This is a genomic window from Moorena sp. SIO3E8 (assembly GCF_010692445.1).
Lineage (GTDB): Bacteria > Cyanobacteriota > Cyanobacteriia > Cyanobacteriales > Coleofasciculaceae > Moorena > Moorena bouillonii.
The window spans coordinates 16,099-35,158 of sequence record NZ_JAAHHM010000025.1; the positions used below are offsets into that span (position 1 = coordinate 16,099).

The 19,060-nt window shown below is 43.6% G+C and carries 21 protein-coding genes; 7 read left to right on the forward strand and 14 right to left on the reverse strand.

Annotated elements, in window-relative coordinates; genetic code table 11:
* Positions 1-80: 80 nt before the first annotated feature.
* Positions 81-2,213, reverse strand: coding sequence for a biosynthetic arginine decarboxylase (gene speA / locus F6K46_RS13515; protein WP_293054052.1), 2,133 nt, complete (start codon positions 2,211-2,213; stop codon positions 81-83).
* Positions 2,214-2,277: 64 nt separating this feature from the next.
* Between speA and F6K46_RS13520 the strand changes: the two genes are divergently transcribed.
* Positions 2,278-2,865 (forward strand): hypothetical protein, encoded by a 588-nt coding sequence (locus F6K46_RS13520; protein ID WP_293054055.1) that lies wholly within the window; start codon positions 2,278-2,280, stop codon positions 2,863-2,865.
* A 75-nt stretch (positions 2,866-2,940) separates the two neighbouring features.
* Here F6K46_RS13520 and F6K46_RS13525 read toward each other — a convergent pair whose 3' ends face one another.
* A complete protein-coding gene (locus F6K46_RS13525) occupies positions 2,941-5,466 on the reverse strand; it encodes a CHAT domain-containing protein (RefSeq protein ID WP_293054058.1) in 2,526 nt (841 codons plus the stop codon).
* Between the two features lie 463 nt (positions 5,467-5,929).
* Here F6K46_RS13525 and F6K46_RS13530 point away from each other — a divergent pair, with 463 nt between their 5' ends.
* Positions 5,930-6,079 carry a hypothetical protein gene (locus F6K46_RS13530; protein ID WP_293054061.1) on the forward strand — a complete coding sequence of 50 codons (150 nt, stop codon included), beginning with the start codon at positions 5,930-5,932 and terminating at the stop codon, positions 6,077-6,079.
* Between the two features lie 514 nt (positions 6,080-6,593).
* Here F6K46_RS13530 and F6K46_RS13535 read toward each other — a convergent pair.
* From F6K46_RS13535 to F6K46_RS13585, 11 genes are all read right to left on the reverse strand, one after another.
* Positions 6,594-6,818 (reverse strand): hypothetical protein, encoded by a 225-nt coding sequence (locus F6K46_RS13535; RefSeq protein ID WP_293054064.1) that lies wholly within the window; start codon positions 6,816-6,818, stop codon positions 6,594-6,596.
* A complete protein-coding gene (locus F6K46_RS13540) occupies positions 6,815-8,584 on the reverse strand; it encodes a S8 family peptidase (RefSeq protein ID WP_293054067.1) in 1,770 nt (589 codons plus the stop codon). Before F6K46_RS13540 ends, F6K46_RS13535 begins: the two co-directional genes overlap by 4 nt.
* 31 nt (positions 8,585-8,615) lie before the next feature.
* Positions 8,616-8,813, reverse strand: a complete 198-nt coding sequence (locus tag F6K46_RS13545; protein WP_293054070.1) for a hypothetical protein — start codon at positions 8,811-8,813, stop codon at positions 8,616-8,618.
* 403 nt (positions 8,814-9,216) lie between these two features.
* A complete protein-coding gene (locus F6K46_RS13550; RefSeq protein ID WP_293054073.1) occupies positions 9,217-10,041 on the reverse strand; it encodes a 2OG-Fe(II) oxygenase family protein in 825 nt (274 codons plus the stop codon).
* 137 nt (positions 10,042-10,178) lie between these two features.
* Positions 10,179-10,916 (reverse strand): sulfotransferase family protein, encoded by a 738-nt coding sequence (locus tag F6K46_RS13555; protein ID WP_293054076.1) that lies wholly within the window; start codon positions 10,914-10,916, stop codon positions 10,179-10,181.
* Positions 10,917-11,010: 94 nt separating this feature from the next.
* On the reverse strand, positions 11,011-11,970 hold the full coding sequence (locus F6K46_RS13560) for an NAD(P)-dependent oxidoreductase (RefSeq protein WP_293054079.1): 960 nt from the start codon (positions 11,968-11,970) through the stop codon (positions 11,011-11,013).
* Between the two features lie 101 nt (positions 11,971-12,071).
* Positions 12,072-12,614 carry a class I SAM-dependent methyltransferase gene (locus F6K46_RS13565; protein ID WP_293054082.1) on the reverse strand — a complete coding sequence of 181 codons (543 nt, stop codon included), beginning with the start codon at positions 12,612-12,614 and terminating at the stop codon, positions 12,072-12,074.
* Positions 12,615-12,617: 3 nt separating this feature from the next.
* Entirely contained in the window at positions 12,618-12,833 is a 216-nt protein-coding gene (locus F6K46_RS13570) for a hypothetical protein (RefSeq protein ID WP_293054085.1), read from the reverse strand.
* A 43-nt stretch (positions 12,834-12,876) separates the two neighbouring features.
* The gene (locus F6K46_RS13575) at positions 12,877-13,008 is read right to left on the reverse strand and encodes a hypothetical protein (protein WP_293054088.1); all 132 of its coding nucleotides are present in this window, start codon (positions 13,006-13,008) and stop codon (positions 12,877-12,879) included.
* The gene (locus F6K46_RS13580) at positions 13,002-13,286 is read right to left on the reverse strand and encodes a hypothetical protein (protein ID WP_293054091.1); all 285 of its coding nucleotides are present in this window, start codon (positions 13,284-13,286) and stop codon (positions 13,002-13,004) included. Before F6K46_RS13580 ends, F6K46_RS13575 begins: the two co-directional genes overlap by 7 nt.
* Positions 13,287-13,367: 81 nt before the next feature.
* Entirely contained in the window at positions 13,368-13,577 is a 210-nt protein-coding gene (locus F6K46_RS13585) for a hypothetical protein (protein ID WP_075895927.1), read from the reverse strand.
* A gap of 631 nt (positions 13,578-14,208) precedes the next feature.
* Between F6K46_RS13585 and F6K46_RS13590 the strand changes: the two genes are divergently transcribed.
* The 5 genes from F6K46_RS13590 (at position 14,209) to F6K46_RS13610 (ending at position 18,619) form a co-directional block, all read left to right on the forward strand.
* Positions 14,209-15,273 (forward strand): Mrp/NBP35 family ATP-binding protein, encoded by a 1,065-nt coding sequence (locus F6K46_RS13590; protein WP_293054096.1) that lies wholly within the window; start codon positions 14,209-14,211, stop codon positions 15,271-15,273.
* Positions 15,274-15,478: 205 nt separating this feature from the next.
* Positions 15,479-16,747: a rod shape-determining protein RodA gene (rodA, locus tag F6K46_RS13595; protein WP_293054246.1), complete on the forward strand. Its 1,269-nt coding sequence runs from the start codon at positions 15,479-15,481 to the stop codon at positions 16,745-16,747.
* 309 nt (positions 16,748-17,056) lie between these two features.
* Positions 17,057-17,248 (forward strand): NAD(P)H dehydrogenase subunit NdhS, encoded by a 192-nt coding sequence (locus F6K46_RS13600; RefSeq protein ID WP_044493740.1) that lies wholly within the window; start codon positions 17,057-17,059, stop codon positions 17,246-17,248.
* Positions 17,249-17,312: 64 nt separating this feature from the next.
* Positions 17,313-17,981: an HAS-barrel domain-containing protein gene (locus F6K46_RS13605; protein WP_293054099.1), complete on the forward strand. Its 669-nt coding sequence runs from the start codon at positions 17,313-17,315 to the stop codon at positions 17,979-17,981.
* A 275-nt stretch (positions 17,982-18,256) separates the two neighbouring features.
* Positions 18,257-18,619 (forward strand): hypothetical protein, encoded by a 363-nt coding sequence (locus F6K46_RS13610; RefSeq protein ID WP_293054102.1) that lies wholly within the window; start codon positions 18,257-18,259, stop codon positions 18,617-18,619.
* On the opposite strand, the gene F6K46_RS13615 is transcribed toward F6K46_RS13610, so the two are convergent.
* A complete protein-coding gene (locus F6K46_RS13615) occupies positions 18,591-19,058 on the reverse strand; it encodes a hypothetical protein (protein WP_293054105.1) in 468 nt (155 codons plus the stop codon). The two genes, F6K46_RS13610 and F6K46_RS13615, sit on opposite strands and share 29 nt — an antisense overlap.
* Positions 19,059-19,060 lie beyond the last annotated feature (2 nt).

Below are 19,060 nucleotides of genomic sequence, written 5' to 3' on the forward strand. Positions count from 1 at the left end.
AGGACTTACCCAAAACTGAGCACCAAACCCTATGATTTTTAGCTTTCGCTAAAATTCGAGTTACTGGGTAAGTCCTCAGCTTAGCAACTCAAATAGGTATAACTCCTCAAACTACGCTCATAATTTTGCAGCAGCCGTTGAGATTCTGCCAAAGTAATTCGGTTATCTTGCAAGGCCTGTTCTGTGCGGCGGCGCATACCTTCCAGCAAATCTTCAGCATCATACTGCACATAACCCAAAACTTCTGTGATTGTATCTCCCTTAACCACGTGTTCAATTTCATACCCTCTGGGGCTTAATTTGATGTGAACTGCGTTACTATCACCAAAAAGATTGTGTAAATTCCCCATAATCTCTTGGTAAGCACCGACTAGGAAGAAACCCAAATAGTAGGGTTCTTTCGATTTGGGATTTAGGATTTGGGATTTGGAATTGGAAATTCTCCCCGGCTCCTCGGCTTTGCGCAAAGGATGTAGTTCCAGCAACGATTTAACATCCCGCAGGTCAATAAATTGGTCAATCTTACCATCACTATCGCAGGTAAGGTCAGCCAGGATACCCCTTTGAGTTGGTTCTTCATCCAGCCGATGGATGGGCATAATCGGAAATAGCTGGTTAATTGCCCAGCAATCTGGCACTGATTGGAAGACTGATAGGTTGACATAGTAAATTGATGCCATGATCGTTTCCAGGTCTGCTAGATCATCAGGAACATAGTCTTGTGTCCTGATAATTTCCTGAATCTTCTGACAGCACGCCCAATAAAGCTGCTCGGCTTTAGCCCGCTGAGTAATGCTCAGATACCCTAAACTAAACAGGCTTTTTGCTTCTTGGTTAAGCTCGATGGCATCATGATAAGCTTCCTGGTAATTCTCAAGGTCGATAGTACAGTAAGTTTCCCAAAGATTTCGGATAATTAGATGGTCTTGTTCCGTTGCCAGTGGAGGGGATTGAGCTTCGACATCACTGGTACTCAAAACATCAAAGATCAGGACTGATTGGTGGGATGCGATCGCACGACCACTTTCACTAATCAGTGTTGGTGCTGGAATTTGATGTTCCTCACAAGCTTCCTTCACCGCAGCCACAATGTCATTAGCATAGTTCTGCATGTTGTAGTTTTTGGAGGCATGGAAGTTGGTTTTGGAGCCATCGTAATCCACTGCCAAGCCACCTCCTACATCTAGATACTGCATATTCACCCCTAATCCCTTGAGCTCAGCATAAATTTGGCTGGCTTCGCGAATAGCATCTTTAATTACGCTAATGGCAGAGATTTGAGAGCCGATGTGGAAGTGCAACAGCTGCAATGACTCAAGCATCCCAGCCTCCCGTAGCTGGTCAATGGCTTGGAGTATTTCTGGAATTTTCAGACCAAATTTAGCTTTATCTCCTACAGAGTTTCCCCAACGACCCATGCTTTGTGTACTCAGTTTGGCTCGCACCCCCAGCACTGGTGTGATGCTTCCTAACGAAGCCGCCACCTCAATGATTAGCTGCACTTCCTCTAGCTGTTCTAGGACAATTATCGGATTATGTCCCAATCGCCTAGCTAAAAGCGCAGTTTCAAGATATTCCCGGTCTTTGTAGCCGTTACAAATAATTAGGGAATCCGGAGTGAGCAATGTTGCTAGAGCAATCATCAATTCAGGTTTAGAACCGACTTCTAAACCAAATTGATAAGGTTGACCAAAATACACGACATCCTCTACCACATGTCGATGCTGGTTGCATTTAACTGGAAACACTCCCTGGTAACGACCAGGGTATTTGTAGCGACTAATGGCTTGGGCAAAACAGGCGTTTAATTGCTCTATCTGGTCTGCCAAGATATCTGAAAAATGGATTAATAATGGTAGTCCCAAGTTGCGCTGCTTAAGGGATTCTACCAGTTCCAACAAATCCAACGAGCCGCCCCCATTGCCTTTAGGGGAAACCATGATATGACCAGGAGTGTTAATGGCAAAGTAGGGTTCTCCCCAGCCTTGGATCTGATAAAGCTCCTCACTTTTCTCAATTGTCCAAGATTGAGAGGTATTGTCATCTTGGTGATGCTTAGGGATTGCAGAACAGGATGAGTCTATCAACTTAACACAATCTGTAGGATTTTGAGTCGAGATCCCTGTAGTAGTCTCAGTAGTAGTCTCAGGGGTTAAATATTCTTGAAACTGGGATTTACGCTGTAGTGTCACCAATAACCTCCTTAAAGACATTGGTCGAACTGACTAGCCATGCTAAAATGCCGTCAGCGTGTTTTTTAACTAATCGTGAGCGTCGATGTCTAAACCATCAGGTCATCAGGCTCAAAAGCAAGATTATTTCCAGTCCATCCAAAAGCTAATATACAATCATCAGATTGCTGTTTGGGGTGGGCTTTGGGTTGTTATGGTCTTAGCCGGTAGCATAGCAACTATTGGTCTGATTGATCCTGGACCGATTGAGGAAGAAGCCAATAATCCACAACCAGCTCTGGCCCAACTGCGGGCATCAGCAGCAAAAGAGGCTGTGCCTCTGTCGTTGTTTGGTGTTGTTGCTGTAGGCTGCGCCAGCGGTTGCTTATTGCTTACTCAGGCTCTAAAATTTTCAAGCCAGAAAACGAAACTGAAAAGACCGATAACATCTAGTGTCAGCAGTAGAAGGCGACGCCGTAATTCTAGACGCCGTAAGGCGACTCGCAAACAACAACCAGTAAAATCAGTACCATTATTACCACCATCACAAAACAGGAGTGATGACCAACAGACCGAGGTAACGGTTTTGCCACCGGAGCCTACTGATCAGACCAATGCTAAAGACGAGACTCTTGCCAACATGATGGATATGCGTAAGCGCCGCTCTCTGTCTTCCTTGATGCGGGATCAGTAATCAGCCGAGGCTAGTGGTGATTTAATTTGCTCTTAATTTGCCCTTTGTTCACTCTTGACGGTTGACTATTAACCGTCAATTGTTAGAAGTTCTAACCTCTAACAGCGATTGCCAATCTTTAATCGCTTGCTGTGACCAAAGCCAGTTCTTGCTCAAGGCATCAGGTTGGAAGTTAATCGGGTCGTTGGCGATCACTTGTTGCCGTAGCTTAAGAGATTGTTGGGACAAACTCGCCCGCTTAGACCCGTTTTGTTGTTGAGCAGATTTCCACAACCCTAGCCCTAAGCCAGCATAGGTATTCCATTTTGGGGAATTGCTGGATTTTTCAGATCCAACAATTGTAGATTTCCCGTTGCTACTCCTGTACAATGCATCATACCAAGCTTGGTTAGCTCGCTCGTATTTGCCTTCAGCGTAATAGGCAAACCCTAGGGCATTGCGGTAAGTCCAAGAGTCAGGTTCTTGTTTAACTGCTCTTTCCCAATAACGTCTGACATCATCCAGACTGTATTCATCCGAGCCGGTCTGGATCGACTGCCATGCCAGACGCCCTCTTAAAAAACTCACCATTGACTGATTCAATTTTGCTGAGGGAACTTCCTTAAGGGCAGCAGAAGCCTGAGGTAATGCACCCCGGTCTAGCAATGCCCTTACAGCTTCGGTTCCTCGAATAATATTATCCTCACTGAATGCTTCAATTGCGATCGCTGTGACGGTCTTGGTATTAGCCTTTGTCAAATTAACATTTGAGTAATCAACAGGTTTAGAGAGACCTGGTGGTAATTGTCTCCCTAGCCCAGGACTAGGAGGGTTCTGGAAAAACCACATGCTCACCAGTACCAAGGCAAGAGTTCCCGTTGCTCCTAGTCCGATCCACAGTGGTGAACGTGGTAACCTTAAACCCTTGTGTTTAGGATTAGTGACCTTTTTAGCCTCAACTTCTGCCGTAGTATCCTCACGCTTTGGAGCTAATTGGGTTGAGCCCTCCGTAGACGCCGGTGTCAGGGTTGCGGCTGAAGCTTTCAAAGGAGCAGGGAGTTGGCTTGGGCTATGGACTGGTAGGTTCTTCTGAGCAGCCTCTGAGTAAGGGTTTTCGGATAACCCCTCTGAATTCGATGCTGTTATTGTTGAATCCTCACCAATCGCCTCTGTATTCAGCTGATCCAGCAATCCCTTAATGAAAGCAGCGGGATCGTCTGCTTCTAGTTCATGGGATTCTAAACCCGGTGTTACACCAGTGACACTTTCATGGTCATACTCAGCTTCTGCCCTAGGGACAAGAGCTGAGTCTTCCTCAAATTCTGATAATGTGGTATATTCTCTCTCTTGTGGTGGCGTAAAAAAACCCTCTTCTGGGTCTAACCCTACAGACATTCCAGGAGGATCGGGCAGACTAAATATTTGAGTTCGGTCATAACTGTGGTCATCATTGGTCAGGAAACCATCAAATTCCGGATGCAGATAAAGAACAGGTAATGCCCAATAAAGCTGGTTCGAGCCATAAGCAGAAATCAGTCCTTGTCTAGCTCGCGAGAGGCTGAGGTCAATGGGGTAACCCTGGTTGATGTTACGGTATAATAGTCTGGTTAGGGTCAGGGCTACCTCATCGGGAATGCGCTCTGCCATGGCTAGAACCCCAGGAATACCGCGCTTAACCAGTGCTTGAGCAAGATTTTGATCGTTACCGTTTTCTTGGGTATGTGAAGCAGCTGTATGAGCACCACGACAGGAGTTGAATACAGCCAGCTGGACACCATTATTAACTAACAATCCAGCTAGATCATCACCCCTTAAGGTCTCTGTCAAACCAGTTTTTTTACTAACCAGGTAGACATCACCACCTGATTCCCCTAGGTTAGAGTGACCAGCATAGTGGAAGACTTGATATTTTCCTTGTTCCAGGGCTTGGGTTAACTGTTCCCGTCCTGGCTGTTCCAAAATTGTCAGATGAATCGCTGGTGGTCCATTGGGTGAACGATGGCGGAGTTCTTCTTTCAGGTGAGATGCTTCTTGTAAGAGTTCTAAACTTTCTTGATCACTTGGACCGGCGATCACCATCAAAATTTTCAGAGGTTGATTCGGTGGAGACAAAGGCTTCGGAACTGGTCTAATCAACCCTTTGGTCATCTGGTAGCGAGAGAAAGCCACATCAGTCCCTGTGGCTAGGGGACGATCCCCAGCATGGAGGACTTCCCAAGGTAGGCGGGGTAATTCTGTACCTTTCAATCCTAGACGCAGCCGCAAAACCGACCGTTGATTTTGAGCGATCGCTTGCGCCATCATCCAGCTATCGCGCAAGCTTCCTTTAAATAGGGCATTGTATAGCTCTTGACCCAAGGCAACTAAGTTTAAAGAGGATTGAGAGTACGGTTCTCCCCAAGATGGCATGGCAAAACTGCCATCCACCCCGGCTGCCCTACCCTGCAGGACACTAAATAGGGGGTCATTCATCAGTTGCTTGGCCTGGGTTAACCATTCTTCTACCGGCCAACTGACTTGTTCTTCTGCCAATGAGACTCCCGGTGCCACTCGTTCGATGCGCACCAGATAATCATCATGTTTTCCTAAGGGGGTTACGGAGATATGGAATTCCTGTGCCACTGTTGCCCAATTTTGCTCAATTTCAAGGGATCAATTTTGCTCATAGTGACGAGCTTTGGCTGAAGGTTTAAAAATTCTTGAATATTGAATATTTGTTGACTATTTGCTTATTGAGGAGTATTCCTTTTGGGGAAAATTCTTCTTGGCTCATGGTATTGATGCCGTTTTTTATTGAAGGTTTCCAAGGCATACTCTGTTAATTGTTGTGAATCAGAAAATCTCCTAATTCCAGCATTTGGGTGCAACCTTACCCAGATTTTTCCGGATTGCTATCACCAATCTCGGAAAAGTGAAATGGTAGATGCACCCTGATTGACACCCCCGGTTCACTTTGGTGAGCTGGGGATTTTTTTTTACTGGGTGGTAAGGTGTTACCAACTCTATCTAGCCATCTCTATAGATTAGTTTGCTTGCTCCTTTTCCTCTAAACACCAACTGATTAAGCGATGCAGAGGTGCGACCCATGGCGAATTTAATTACGGGTCAAACGCACCTAAGCGGTCTTGGGGGTTCCCCCCATGAGCGACTGCATCAAGACAGCTGGGGACGAAGGTTCCGCAGGCAGCCCCTCCCCAATGAGCGACTGCATCAAGACACAGTCTTAAGCACTTAAAACAGGGGAAATTGCTTTGGCAACCAGCTAATTTCACCTTTGGGAATTGGTACTCATACCCAGGCTTGGATGTACTGAATCAGTAAGGTTTCCAGGAGAAAGGATTAGGGTTAGGTTGATCGATACTTATGATAAGCGTGTTATCAACTAGCTTAACATCTGAAATTTTCCCCAAGATACTCCTTTGGGGTGTCATCACTGTCTGCAGAGCATTTTAGTCAGCCTCACCCTCAACTTTGCTAATTTACGTCAACACTGCCTAATCCTTGGTATTAACCAGTTTGTCAGTGTTAGGGAGAAGCTCTAGGTGTATTGTTTGAGCTTTATTATGGTTTTTGTAAAGATTTTGACAAGACTCGGTAATTACCGAGTCTTAGGGTTTCACCCCATAGGTAGATAATGTTTCAGCATAGCTTCTAGGGAGCTAGTGAACATGGGGTTATGGGGTGATGGGGAAATAGGCTAATAGGTGAATACTTACCTCCTGATTGTCTTGCTTTAAGAGGTAATATCCTCAATCAAGTAACTCAAAGGACTTGATCTCCAACACCGGACCAATCATGGCAAAGGTCATCACATCCTCTCGCACCTCTCCTGTAACGGTGACCTTCAATCCCGATTGCTTTAACTGTGGCGGACTGTTTTTGAGTTCATAGGTTTCCCCTGAGTCAGAAACTAGTGCCCAGGCTCCTGAACCCATCTCTTTGCGCTCAATTACGCCTGTGATGCTGATCGTCATGCTGATTGTTTCTCCCCTTGAACTGCTAAATAAGCTAGTCCAAAACAGAGCAAGGCATTGGCAATCAGGAACACCCGAGACAAAACCCCGCCTCCAAGCCAGATTAGCTCAGGTGAAACCACAGCACTCACGGCTAGGCAACTGGCTACACCGAGAGCTGAACCAACCGCTAACCACTTCCATTGGGGATGTCCTAACAGTAGCGCGATTAATATAAATGGAATCACAACACTGGCAAATAGAGGGTTGAGAAAACTGCTGCTGCCAATAGCGCTACCCAATTCTGGAATCGAACTGCCCATGACTCGGAAGGGCCATTGGGGTAAGTCAAAGATATACAAACCTTTCAGGAAGAATAATCCTGAACTCCCCGCTACTAAGCCAGTGGCAAGAGACCAACTCCAAGTAAAGGGAAAATAATTGCGCAAGAACCAGGCCAGCAGGTAGGAACCTAGTACCATAGCAATCTTCGGCCAGAGGGCGATCACACCACCATCAATCCAAAAGCGAGGATTGAGATAGCCGTTATCCCGTAACCAGCGGAAGAAGTCTTGGAAGGTAATTTGTCCTTTCAGAGCCAGTTTAACCGCAGCACCAGCATCCAATTGTCCAGCACCATAGTGGTTTAGGGGGTCATCTTCTATAGCTCGGGTAGACTGCTTGAGTACATTCAACACATCAGCAGGGTCTTGAATCCCACTAGCTTTGATTAAAGCTGCCACACCAGCAACGTGAGGCGATGCCATACTGGTGCCTTGGAAGCCAGCAAATACGGGGCTGCCTGTCTCTCCATCAATCGTCTCTTGCAAAATCTTACCATTTTCACTGCCACCAGGGGCTGAGATATCTACCCCAGCACCAAAGTTAGAGTAGGGAGCTTTCAGACCTGCGGAATCAAGGGCAGAAACACCAATAACATGGGGATAGCGGGCAGGATAAGCAGCAGCATTTTGGTTAGAGTTACCAGCAGCAGCCACTAGGACAACACCTTTGTGATAGGCATAGTCAATTGCCTCTGCCATCAGATTGCTTTCACCAGCCCCTCCTAAACTCATGTTGATCACATCTACCTCATGATCAGCGGCAAAGCGAATCGCTTCCGCAATATCAGCCACTGTACCACCACCATTAGCTGCCAATACCTTCAGGGGCATCAGGCTAGCTTCGTAAGCAATTCCGGCAACACCGTAACCATTGTTGGTAGATTGGGCAATGGTACCGGCTACGTGAGTACCGTGACCTTGATCGTCCCATGCTTCAATCCGGTCATTGACAAAGTCGTAGCCTTCAACAAATTCAGTATCTTTCAAATCCGGGACTGCGCTGACCCCGGTGTCAATCACTGCTACTGTTACCCCACTCCCCTTGGTGTCATCCCAGGCAGATTCTACATTAATGCTGCGCAGGTTCCACTGCTTGCCATAGTCAGGGTCATTGGGAACCTCGAAAGCACTATAGGTATAGTTCGGTTCAATATATTCTGTTGCTTGGGATAGTCCTGATTGTTTCAGGGTATTCAGCAGTTGTTTATCTCCCTTTAGGATATAAATGTGATCCGCTGCTGAAAATTCACTATTGAGTTGGGGATTAACCTCGTATTCTTTTGCGATCGCTTGCAATTGCTCATTAAGTTGAGCAGCTGGGATATCTTCCCGGAAGTCGATCACAATCGACTCAAAATTCCCCTGATTTGCCAATCCTTTAAAGTTAAACAGGGCAAAACCCAGCCCTATTACAAACAGACACAATATCAAAAATTTTCTCATGGCAATCTGTCGCTGGTTCGCGAGTCTTTAATCACCACGATAACTTATATAGCAAAGCAAACAGGGAGTAGGGAGTAGGCAGTAGGGAGTAGGGAACAGGGAATATGGTATCAAAAATTATCACAATTAATTTAGGTACTCCATACCAATTTGAAAAAATATTGCTAGCTATTAATTCTCCATAAAGGGTGAAGGAGATAATAGGCAAGAGGCAAGAGGCAAGAGGCATGCATGGCTATTGCCAAGAGGCAAGAGGGAAAAAATCCTGTTTACCTAATTACTATCAGAAGCGCTATAGAAATTGACCGTGTTGTCACCTCCTCAGGTTGTTGGATTTTGAAGGTGAGGGGGATTTTGTGTCTTGGTTATATCAAAATTGACTCAAGTGCAGCACCTTTAAGGAGATAAAGAGGTATTTGAGGATTGAGATGGGATTGTAGAGGTAAAGATTAATGCGATCGCAAAACGTGGGTTCGCAAAACGTGGGTTCCCTCAACCAGGGGACAAGAAGGGGAAAAAGAAGACTGGGTGTCGCGAGTGGGGTTTAGGGGGTATGGTCAACCAGTCAACCAAGGCTGAAGGGGCGACAAGTCAGCTATTATCCCCATAACTTATTATCTACAAAATCCTGATTACTTTAATTCTTTAGCCCTACCTGCCCCTGATTTTTCAACCCAAATTGAATTAAAGTTTTTCAGCATAATGTCAGTAGCATTTATCTTTTTATCGGTTCCGATCGGTTCAAACGTTGCGTTGACATCTGGATAAACAAAGAAAGGAATCGAAATCCGACTCCTAGAGAGTGTATGAATCACTTCGTGGGGAGTACTCACAAACAAACCATTTGTCCAAAGTTGCAACATATCCCCCAAATTAATCACAAAAGCATCTTCTAAACAGACCGCATCAATCCAGGCATTTTTAGTATAAACCCGCAGAGAAGGAGTGGGAAAATATTCTTGGATTAACACAGTAAAAATACCGTTGTCTGTGTGTTTTCCGGCAATGCCATACTCAGGAGGATAGTAATTGGCTCGATGGATCAGGATTGGATCATCAAAATAAGGGTCAAACCAATCCGGGTCAAGGTTCAAAGCAACAGCCAGTGCCCTAAGAAGGTGGGGAACAATTTTAGTCATAATTTCCCCTTGAAGCTGATAGTGGGATGCCGCAAAACCAGGGGCTACAGTATCATCAGGAATCAAGGTCGGGCCAGTAAACGGCTTGTCTGAAGGTGGATGTTCTATGCCAAGGTCAAAAAGTTCTTTGGGATCAGGACCAACATCTTCATGGAGGGTTTCGCCATAAAGGGGAACGTAGCCTCTAGACGTGTTTGGATAAACGGTTTGTTTGTCTTGGCCGTAGGCTTTTTTAATGTCCTCTGGCAACTGGAAAAAGTGACGAGAGCTGTCGATGGTTTGTTGAACTAAATCGGCAGAAATGCCATGATATTTCAAATAGAAAAAACCATGCTCTAAGCAGATGTTGTAGAGGCGTTTGTGTTCTTCGTTGCCTAATTTTTAACCATTGAGGTATTTGAATTTTATTAATGAGATTACTGGTAAAGTTTTCAGATGTATTTTTTTATGAATTTTTATTCTATACACAAGCGCTGTTCGTAGAGCTTTTGGTAGTAAGGCCAACAAAACTCATAAGCTTGCTTTAAATGTTCATGGTCTTCAATTTTGGCATAATCTTTTTTTTCCCGTTCTTTAAATCCCTGACTAGATTGAGTATAATCATGCCATCCACCTTCCCATTGATTGATTTCAGGTTGAGGCTTAGCTTTCCATGCTAGAGCTTCTTTAATAAAAGAGATACCCACAGCCTCACAATAAGCCTTCACCGTTGCTTCAGGTTTTTGGACTAAATCATCTGAATCTATTAATATTGGAACTTTTCCATTCATTTCCTTCACTGTTTCAAACAGCCTATTTAGTTCAGCATATCCAGTTTCTTCTAAGGTAAAATCAGGCCAATTTTTAAAAAGTGACGGCAGAGATTTTTCTGGATTTATCATTAAAAAAGTATTCTCAAAATTAGACAAAAACTCCGGGTTAGCTATATGGGTAACATAGTAGCCCATGTCTTTAATAAAAACGGGCTTATTTTCAGTTTCTTGCTTTAACTTTGCTAAGATTGAATTAAAACTATTTTCAGGATTTAACTCCGCTTCTGGATAACGGGTAGTGTTACGACGCTCTTGACTGTAGTAAAAAGATAACCCAAAAGGTTCGTCATGTACTGAAAAATCCCCTCTTTCTCGCATCATACGCTCAAATGCAGTAGACGTTGATCGTGGCACTGCCCACAGAGCTAATATTTTATCCATTGTCGTTAATTCACGTATTATTATTTTATGCTTTGGATGAAAGCGCCAATAATTGGGTCACTTTCATCCTTCTTTATTATCTATATTTGAAAGCTTAATCCTTACTTACTTGATTAATTTGCAAAGATACTCCTACAATATCTTCTAACAGTTTAACCACAGACATTTCTCCTTTGTCGTGACCATATTTTGCCTGAGCAGACTGAAAAATACTTCTGGCTTGATTTCCCATCATTAAAGGGACATTGTATTTTTGAGCAAGTTCATCAATCAACCGTAAATCTTTGACACACAGTTTAATAGTAAAGGATGGATCATAATGTCCTGCAAAGATAGATGGAATATCATGTTCTGCCACCCAACTGTTGCCAGCACTTGCTTGAATCATTTCCGATAAATTAGGAAGTGGAATACCAGCTTTTGCCCCAATAACAAGTGCTTCTCCGATTGCACAAGCATTGACAAACCAGAGCATATTAGTAATTAGCTTAGTTATATTTCCCGTTCCTAAACCTCCTGCATAAAAAATTTGTTCTGCCATCGGTTCAAGAATAGGTTTGGCTTGTTCAAATACCTCAAGCTCACCACCAACGAAAAAGATTAATTCTCCTCTTTCTGCCCCATCCACTGCATTGGTTACGGGTGCCTCCAGTACCTTAACCCCCACAGAAATAGCTTCTTCGGCAATTCGTTGGAATGAGGTGGGAGAATTGGTCGTACAATCAATCCAAGTGGAATTGGGACTTAAACTTTTCAATAGTCCTTTCTCACCCAAAAGAACGCTTTCCACTGCTGCAGGATTGGGTAACATTGTAATCACTGCATCTGTTTGATGAGCAACGACTTCTGGCGATTCGGCCCATTTTGCTCCTTTTTTTATCAGGTTTTCTGCTGATGCCGGACGTAAATCATGGACAACCACAGGAAAACCTGCTTCAAGTAAATTTCGTGCCATGGGATTTCCCATGTTACCAACACCTATAAAGCCTATTTTATTCATGTTTTTCAATATCCAAACAAAATTTATTTTTGATATTATTAAGCTGATGTGCATTTAAATTGGTTATTACCTGTTCCCACACCCGCTTTTTTCTGTTCCCTGTGATTAGATTAATTGAGGTATCCCAATCTAAATGCTGAACAGCTTAAGCCTGTTTAACTTACTTTCTTATAGACATGATATTGCTTACATGCAGTTATATATTGAAACTCAAAACCACATTCATGCAATAATATTTGAGCCATTGATTCTGGCAAGAGCTGATATTTACAAGTTTGCTTTGCCAAGAGCATTTTATTTCGATGAAAACTATAGTGTTTATCAAACTTATCATAAGGAAGTGGGAATATTTTTTGACTATAAGTTATTTCATCGGGTAAACTTTCTTCATAATCTTGATGAACACCTTGAACACTAAAAATTAAGCTTCCTTGATTGTTCAAGTGATTTGCTACATTATGGAAACTCTTGATAATATTTTGTATTTTTGGTAAATGGCTACAAAAAATATAGTCTTTTTCATGCTTGTCAATAAAATACCAAATTCCTCCATTGGAAAAAGCTGCATCAAACTTTTTGCACAAATCCATGGTTAATACATTTTCATGGCGTAAATCAATGTTTTTTGGCAGGCGTTTTTGTGCTTGGATTAACATACTTTCAGTGAAATCAATTCCCACAAAATCAATTTCAGGCAATTTTTAAATTAATTTTTCAGCGACTAATCCGGTTCCGACGCCTAATTCCAGAACAGAATTACATGATTTTAATATGTGAGCTAGAGAATCGGTTTGAGCTTCGTAATCATAATAACCTGCTGTCATCAAAAGATCGTAATATTCGCTAATGCCAGTATATTGATTTATTTGTTGTTTCAACATTTTTTCCGTTAGTTCTTCACTTTCACTAATCAGCAAGTTGCATTCGGGTATATTAACACTTTGTCAACTCTGGGGATGACTATTCATACACCGCGATTGCTTCACCCAAAACATCAAGTATCTGCTCTACACCCAATCTCGGAGCTTCTTTCCCATAGGTTTTACCCCCTTGACTGCGGGCACCACTTGTAGCTGTGTCAACAGTTAACATATCATGGTATAATCAAGTCGCTCGCAAAAACATTCGATTTCCAGATTGCGTAAATTCAAAAACTTGCCATCCTGCTTGGGTAACAAATCCAAATAGGTAGCAATGTAATCCGGGCCACAATAGTCTTCATTCTCAACATCTTGGTCATAACCCATTGACCATTGATCGTAGTATTCCTTCAGCTCTTCAGCCTTTCCAGAAAGCTTGTGGGCTTCCTTAATCGCATCAAAACTATTAACTGTCTTGGCACTGTTGGGTTCAGCAATGGTTGTCTTCAAAATAAATACCTCTTGTTGTTGACAACTGTTTAAATCTTTGTGATGGAGAGGGCGACAAGGGAAATATCAGCCCAATTCCTATCAAGAGAAACCTCTAGTGCGGAAAAGTTGCAAAATTTTAGTCATCATCGGGTGGTAAACCAGGTGATGACATTGTTTTCCAAAGTCGAACTGCTTTATTTTGGCTAGGGATGGTTGGTCAGGATAATCAGAATCCTCGTGATCAGAGACCGGACTGGGAGCCAAGCTCCACCAGACAACTTCCTTTAAGAGGTCTCTCGTTAAGCCCATATTTATCCCTAGCACTTATGCCTCTTGTAGTATAACATACTTTGGGAAAGTGACAAATTTTTTTAGTGCTTTTGCGATTTATAACGCGCTGTAATCTAGCTATCATAAGTGATATTTGTAGTTTTACAAAATTTTACGTTGGCCTCGGCGATAGTTGCTATTCACTATCAACCGGGAGGCAACACCTATAGCATTTATCAAGCCCATGAGGTACTTAAGCCGGTGGGTTTTAGAGAGTAGGGAGTAGTGACAGGTTCTATGACATTAAGGGGTTTCACCCATCACCGACTGCATCAAGACAGGGATAATAAACTTGAATGTACTTGATAAGTAAAATTAACGCTATAGTATTGATTGACATGAGATTTTATCGGGGTTTACGATTTTATTAAGTACATAGTTTTCAGTTTTCAGGGAGTAGGAATTACCCCTAACCCCCCTTAAGGGTTAGGCTGTAAGTCAAATACAAAAATAATCAGATGCATTTCGAGACAGTTGCTAAAGATCGCCTCAATGGTCTATTTTCTTAGTCTGATTGGGAATCACTGCGCCTAGTAAAGCTCTACAATCTAACCGTAGCCCCATTCCTCGTGGCCTTAGCTAAGACAAACGCTATGCCCGCAAATCTGTGATGCTTGATACAAATTCAGTTTTAGACGTATTACGACCGGTACAAGACCCTGAACTCCAGAAGAGTTTAGTGGAGTTAAATATGATCCGCAATGTCAAGGTTGACAACGGTACAGTCAGTTTTACCTTAGTGTTGACCACCCCAGCCTGTCCCTTGCGGGAATTTATTGTAGAGGATTGCCAGAAGGCAGTGAAACAGCTATCAGGAGTAGAAGAGGTAGTGGTGGATGTCACCGCTGAAACACCTCAGCAAAAATCCTTGCCTGACCGCACTGGTATTGAGGGCGTAAAAAATATTTTAGCCATTTCCAGTGGTAAGGGGGGAGTCGGTAAGAGTACTGTTGCGGTAAATGTGGCAGTTACTTTGGCTCAGTTGGGGGCTAAAGTCGGTCTCCTAGACGCTGATATCTATGGTCCCAATGCTCCAGCTATGCTGGGATTAACTGATGCCAAAGTCATGGTTCAGAAAGGAAAACAGGGGGATGTGATCGAGCCAGCCTTCAACCACGGTGTCAAGCTAGTGTCCATGGGATTTCTAATTGATCCAGACCAGCCAGTTATTTGGCGCGGACCAATGTTAAATGGGATTATTCGCCAGTTCCTCTATCAGGTAGAGTGGGGTGAATTGGACTATCTGATTGTGGATATGCCACCAGGCACTGGGGATGCTCAGCTAACCTTAGCCCAAGCAGTACCGATGGCAGGAGCCGTAATTGTGACAACACCCCAAAATGTGGCTCTGTTAGACTCCCGCCGAGGGTTGAAAATGTTCGAGCAAATGGGAGTCCCGGTGTTGGGAATCATAGAAAATATGAGTTACTTTATCCCACCAGACTTGCCCGATCGTCAGTATGACCTGTTTGGCTCTGGAGGAGGTGAAAAAACATCAAAAGAACTAGGTATTCCCTTGCTCGGTTGTATTCCCCTAGAAATTTCCCTACGGCAGGGAGGAGATCAAGGATTGCCCATCGCTGTTGGTAATCCAGAGTCAGCCTCCGCTAAAGCACTGGTAGCGATCGCATCTCAGATTGCTGCCAAAGTTTCCATTGCTGCCCTGTCTAATTAACAAAGGCTTGCCACTCAAAAATAGAAAATGGAAAATCACCATTAACAATTTTCTCAGGGTTAATACCTAATAGCTCATAGCTAATATAGGGACCCTAAATAAATTGCGAGAATTTTTCTTCCCTGCTCGCTGCTCCCTACTCCCTGCTCCCTATTCCCTATTCCCTATTCCCTGTTCCCTTTGCTATAGCTCATACCTCAAACGGATGGTACAAATTAATAAATTTAAAATTAGAAATAGTATTCGTTGGCGGCTGTTTTGGGCCCCCTGGCAGGAATTAGACTGGCAACTGTTATTCCTGACTGTGGGGCTAACCATCTTTGGGGCAGTGATGATTCGCTCTGCAGCCATCGACAATGGTGAAGACTATTGGCTCTCCCACTTGCTCATTGGTAGTATTGGATTGTTCATCGCTCTATTCATTTCCCGATCGCGCTATCAATCCCTGATCCAATGGCATTGGTTAATTTACGGGATCACCAATCTGTCCTTAATTGCTGTAATGATTATCGGTGCTAGTGCTAAGGGGGCTCAGCGTTGGGTTACCATTGGAGGGTTTAATGTTCAACCCTCAGAATTTGCCAAGATCGGGTTGATTATTACTCTAGCTGCCATCTTGCACAAACGACCAGCTACTAGCATTCCAGCGGTAATAGCAGCTTTAGCAGTAACTATAGTACCTTGGGCATTAGTGTTTGGGCAGCCTGATCTGGGAACATCCTTGGTGTTTGGGGCAATTACCTTGAGTATGCTTTACTGGGCAAATGCCAATCCCGCCTGGTTGGTCGTGTTGATTTCCCCTCTGGTTTCAGCCATTGTCTTCAGTATATCTTTACCTGCATGGTATACCTGGGCTACAGTAATCACACTGATTGCCTTCCTCAGTCTCCCTTGGCGCTGGTTAGGAGCCTTGGGTACCCTGGTTATTAACCTAGTTGTCGGACCTTTAGGAAAAGTCTTCTGGAATCTATTAAAGGACTATCAAAAAGACCGATTAACGCTCTTTTTGAACCCCGATCTAGACCCTCTCGGAGGAGGGTATCACCTAATTCAGTCTCGGATTGGGATCGGTGCTGGTCAACTTTGGGGAAGGGGACTGAACCAGGGAACTCAAACTCAACTCCACTTTATCCCGGAACAGCATACTGACTTCATTTTCTCAGCCATTGGTGAAGAACTAGGCTTTGTAGGTTGCTTGTGTATTTTATTAGCCTTGTGGTGGTTGTGCCTACGCTTGGTGCTGATTGCTCAGAATGCTAAAGACAACTTTGGCTCTCTGGTAACAATTGGCGTGCTCTCAATGATTGTGTTTCAAACCGTGATCAACATTGGGATGACTATTGGCTTAGCTCCCATCACAGGAATTCCTCTACCTTTACTCAGTTACGGTCGTTCAGCCCTACTAAGCAACTTTCTTGGCCTAGGGTTGGCCCAAGCAGTGGCCAATTATCGACAGCGATTGAAGTTTCAATGAGTTATAGCGTAAGTATTCAGCTATCAGCTATCAGCTATCAGCTTATGAGCACGCTTGGCCAAAGGCCAATAGCTAATGGCTGACCCCTAAATGCTTAGATGGGCAAATCCGGAGACTTTCAATTCTGTAAAATCTCGAACTATTAAATTCTCCCGTTTGCGCAGGCTACGCCAACGATCTTTATTTTAAGCATGATAGCTGACGGCTGACAGCTGACGGCTGACAGCTGACGTTATGGGTGCTCCTATACCCCACAATAAGTCCATTAGCTCCTATCCTAGTAAAGGAAATCTAAGTTTTGAGGCATTCATGATTTTTCCAGGTTCTATAGTTCGCGTAATCAATGTTGACGATACCTATTATCGCTTTGAGGGGCTAGTACAGCGGGTTAGTGATGGTAAAGCAGCTGTGCTGTTTGAAGGAGGTAACTGGGATAAATTAGTAACGTTTCAGCTGTCGGAAATCGAAGAGGTGAAACCAAAAATTGGTAAAAAGGGTTAGTGGAAAGGCATAGATTAAATCAATAGCTAATGACTAATGACTAATCATGACTAATCACTAAACCATGCGCCTTCCCTTACCCCAGTTTACCCCCAGCAATCGCTCAGAACATCACCTTGCTGAGGTGATTGAAACAGCAACTACAGAATTTCTCGCTCAATGTTTAGAGCCAGAAGATCTAAGCTTTCCGGTCATGCCTCCCTTTGGCAGCTGGGTAAAATCTGTAGATGATGAGTCAGGTAATCAAATTTTTGCTGTAGTTTATTATGCTACGACTAGCCCGATTGATTCGGTTCATCGAGCAACAGCTTTAGGATTATCACTGGCAGAATTACGTGAGCAGCAGCCTCAGATTTTTGCCATGCTCAAAACTGAGTTCCGTGCTGCCATCGTTGGATTTATGTCTTCCGAAGAGGGTGTTAATGGTTTTAGCAACCATCACGGTCGAGTCTATCAGTATCTTCCACCCCGTCCACCGCAAATTCATCAACCTGTCTACCAGTGTGAACCATCAGAGGTTATTCACTTTAGTGAACAGTTGGATTTTTTGCGAACACTTTTGGAAGTCAATGGTGCCCCAGTAGACCCCCTGACCGCAGCTGTGATTAGAGAAGTTTATCGTCTTCGTCAGACTGACCGTGACTGGTTAGTTAAAGCCGGACGAACCTTGAGTGTCTTACTTAAGGATGATTATGACCGCTTGCGGTATATTTTGAGTCAAATTCATTCGTAGTATCCTCCTCCCCCGTTATCCTTTACAGGTATAACGGGTTATCCTACGCATTACTTTACCGAAAATTTTGGGTAATCGCGCCCCGTCCTTCGTTGGCCTTTGGCCACGCTACGCGAACGACGGCTTTCAATGAAAGTTTGTAATAGATGTGGTATAATTAAAGTATAAACAATATACTTTAAAAGTAGAGAGATACTATCTAATCATAAGTAGGCAACGTAAAAAATATGTAGAGCGTACATATTGCGTAATTGGGTCTAACGACTTGAACGTCTATGAAAAAATTAGATAAAAAAAGTATCTATCTATATAAAAAAAAGGTACGGTGGGGCACACCGAAACCTAGGTCAAAGACCAACTACGCTTGTGGAGAGGAGACCTCTATTTTGCCTGGCTCCGGCCTGGTTAAACAAGTCACCTCGTTGAAACAAGAATCCCCGTCCTTCCAGGGCGGGGAGTGTCAAGAATCACTTCTTGAGTTTCCCGGTTACTTCCAACAGGAATTTCGACCCACACCTCCCTCTGTTTCCCTATTCCCTATTCCCTATTCCCTATTCCCTATTCCCTATTCCCTATTCCCTATTCCCTATTCCCTATTCCCTATTCCCTTTACTCATTACCAGCTTCATCAATTTTAGCCTGCAATTGAGCTACCTTTTGCTCCAGCTGTTGCTTCTCCAATTTCAAGTTTTCTGCTAAGGTTTCAATTTTTTCGCGACGTGCTTCTACTTCTAAATCGCGGATATCTAACCCTTGGCTTTTCAAGGTTAGCTCTTGCCGCCATTGTTCAGCCCGTTTCATTTCTTCCTCTAAAAAGGTAGACTTAACCTCAGCTGTTAAATACTTCTTGACTAAATCTAACACCCAATCGGTGGCAGCTTGAATAGTGATCACCTCTTGAGTTTCAGCCAGATCGATTAAGACTAAGCAACCTTCTTTAAACGTTTGGGAATTAGTAAACGCCACAGGTGTTGGCTCAATGACTTCCCAGAATTGATCAGAGTTTTGGCGGGCAAGTAGTTGCAATTGGAGCCCGCCAAAATCATCATTGTCTTGAACTTGAGCTAGGTGTAGCATTA

Excerpts from the sequence above, each read along its gene's own strand:
- speA (WP_293054052.1), bottom strand. The coding sequence starts at position 2,213 with ATGTCTTTAAGGAGGTTATTGGTGACACTACAGCGTAAATCCCAGTTT.
- F6K46_RS13520 (WP_293054055.1), top strand. The coding sequence starts at position 2,278 with ATGTCTAAACCATCAGGTCATCAGGCTCAAAAGCAAGATTATTTCCAG.
- F6K46_RS13530 (WP_293054061.1), top strand. The coding sequence starts at position 5,930 with ATGGCGAATTTAATTACGGGTCAAACGCACCTAAGCGGTCTTGGGGGT.
- F6K46_RS13535 (WP_293054064.1), bottom strand. The coding sequence starts at position 6,818 with ATGACGATCAGCATCACAGGCGTAATTGAGCGCAAAGAGATGGGTTCA.
- F6K46_RS13540 (WP_293054067.1), bottom strand. The coding sequence starts at position 8,584 with ATGAGAAAATTTTTGATATTGTGTCTGTTTGTAATAGGGCTGGGTTTT.
- F6K46_RS13545 (WP_293054070.1), bottom strand. The coding sequence starts at position 8,813 with ATGCCTCTTGCCTCTTGCCTCTTGCCTATTATCTCCTTCACCCTTTAT.
- F6K46_RS13555 (WP_293054076.1), bottom strand. The coding sequence starts at position 10,916 with ATGGATAAAATATTAGCTCTGTGGGCAGTGCCACGATCAACGTCTACT.
- F6K46_RS13560 (WP_293054079.1), bottom strand. The coding sequence starts at position 11,970 with ATGCACATCAGCTTAATAATATCAAAAATAAATTTTGTTTGGATATTG.
- F6K46_RS13575 (WP_293054088.1), bottom strand. The coding sequence starts at position 13,008 with ATGTTAACTGTTGACACAGCTACAAGTGGTGCCCGCAGTCAAGGGGGT.
- F6K46_RS13585 (WP_075895927.1), bottom strand. The coding sequence starts at position 13,577 with ATGGGCTTAACGAGAGACCTCTTAAAGGAAGTTGTCTGGTGGAGCTTG.
- F6K46_RS13590 (WP_293054096.1), top strand. The coding sequence starts at position 14,209 with ATGCTTGATACAAATTCAGTTTTAGACGTATTACGACCGGTACAAGAC.
- rodA (WP_293054246.1), top strand. The coding sequence starts at position 15,479 with ATGGTACAAATTAATAAATTTAAAATTAGAAATAGTATTCGTTGGCGG.
- F6K46_RS13600 (WP_044493740.1), top strand. The coding sequence starts at position 17,057 with ATGATTTTTCCAGGTTCTATAGTTCGCGTAATCAATGTTGACGATACC.
- F6K46_RS13605 (WP_293054099.1), top strand. The coding sequence starts at position 17,313 with ATGCGCCTTCCCTTACCCCAGTTTACCCCCAGCAATCGCTCAGAACAT.
- F6K46_RS13610 (WP_293054102.1), top strand. The coding sequence starts at position 18,257 with ATGAAAAAATTAGATAAAAAAAGTATCTATCTATATAAAAAAAAGGTA.
- F6K46_RS13615 (WP_293054105.1), bottom strand. The coding sequence starts at position 19,058 with ATGCTACACCTAGCTCAAGTTCAAGACAATGATGATTTTGGCGGGCTC.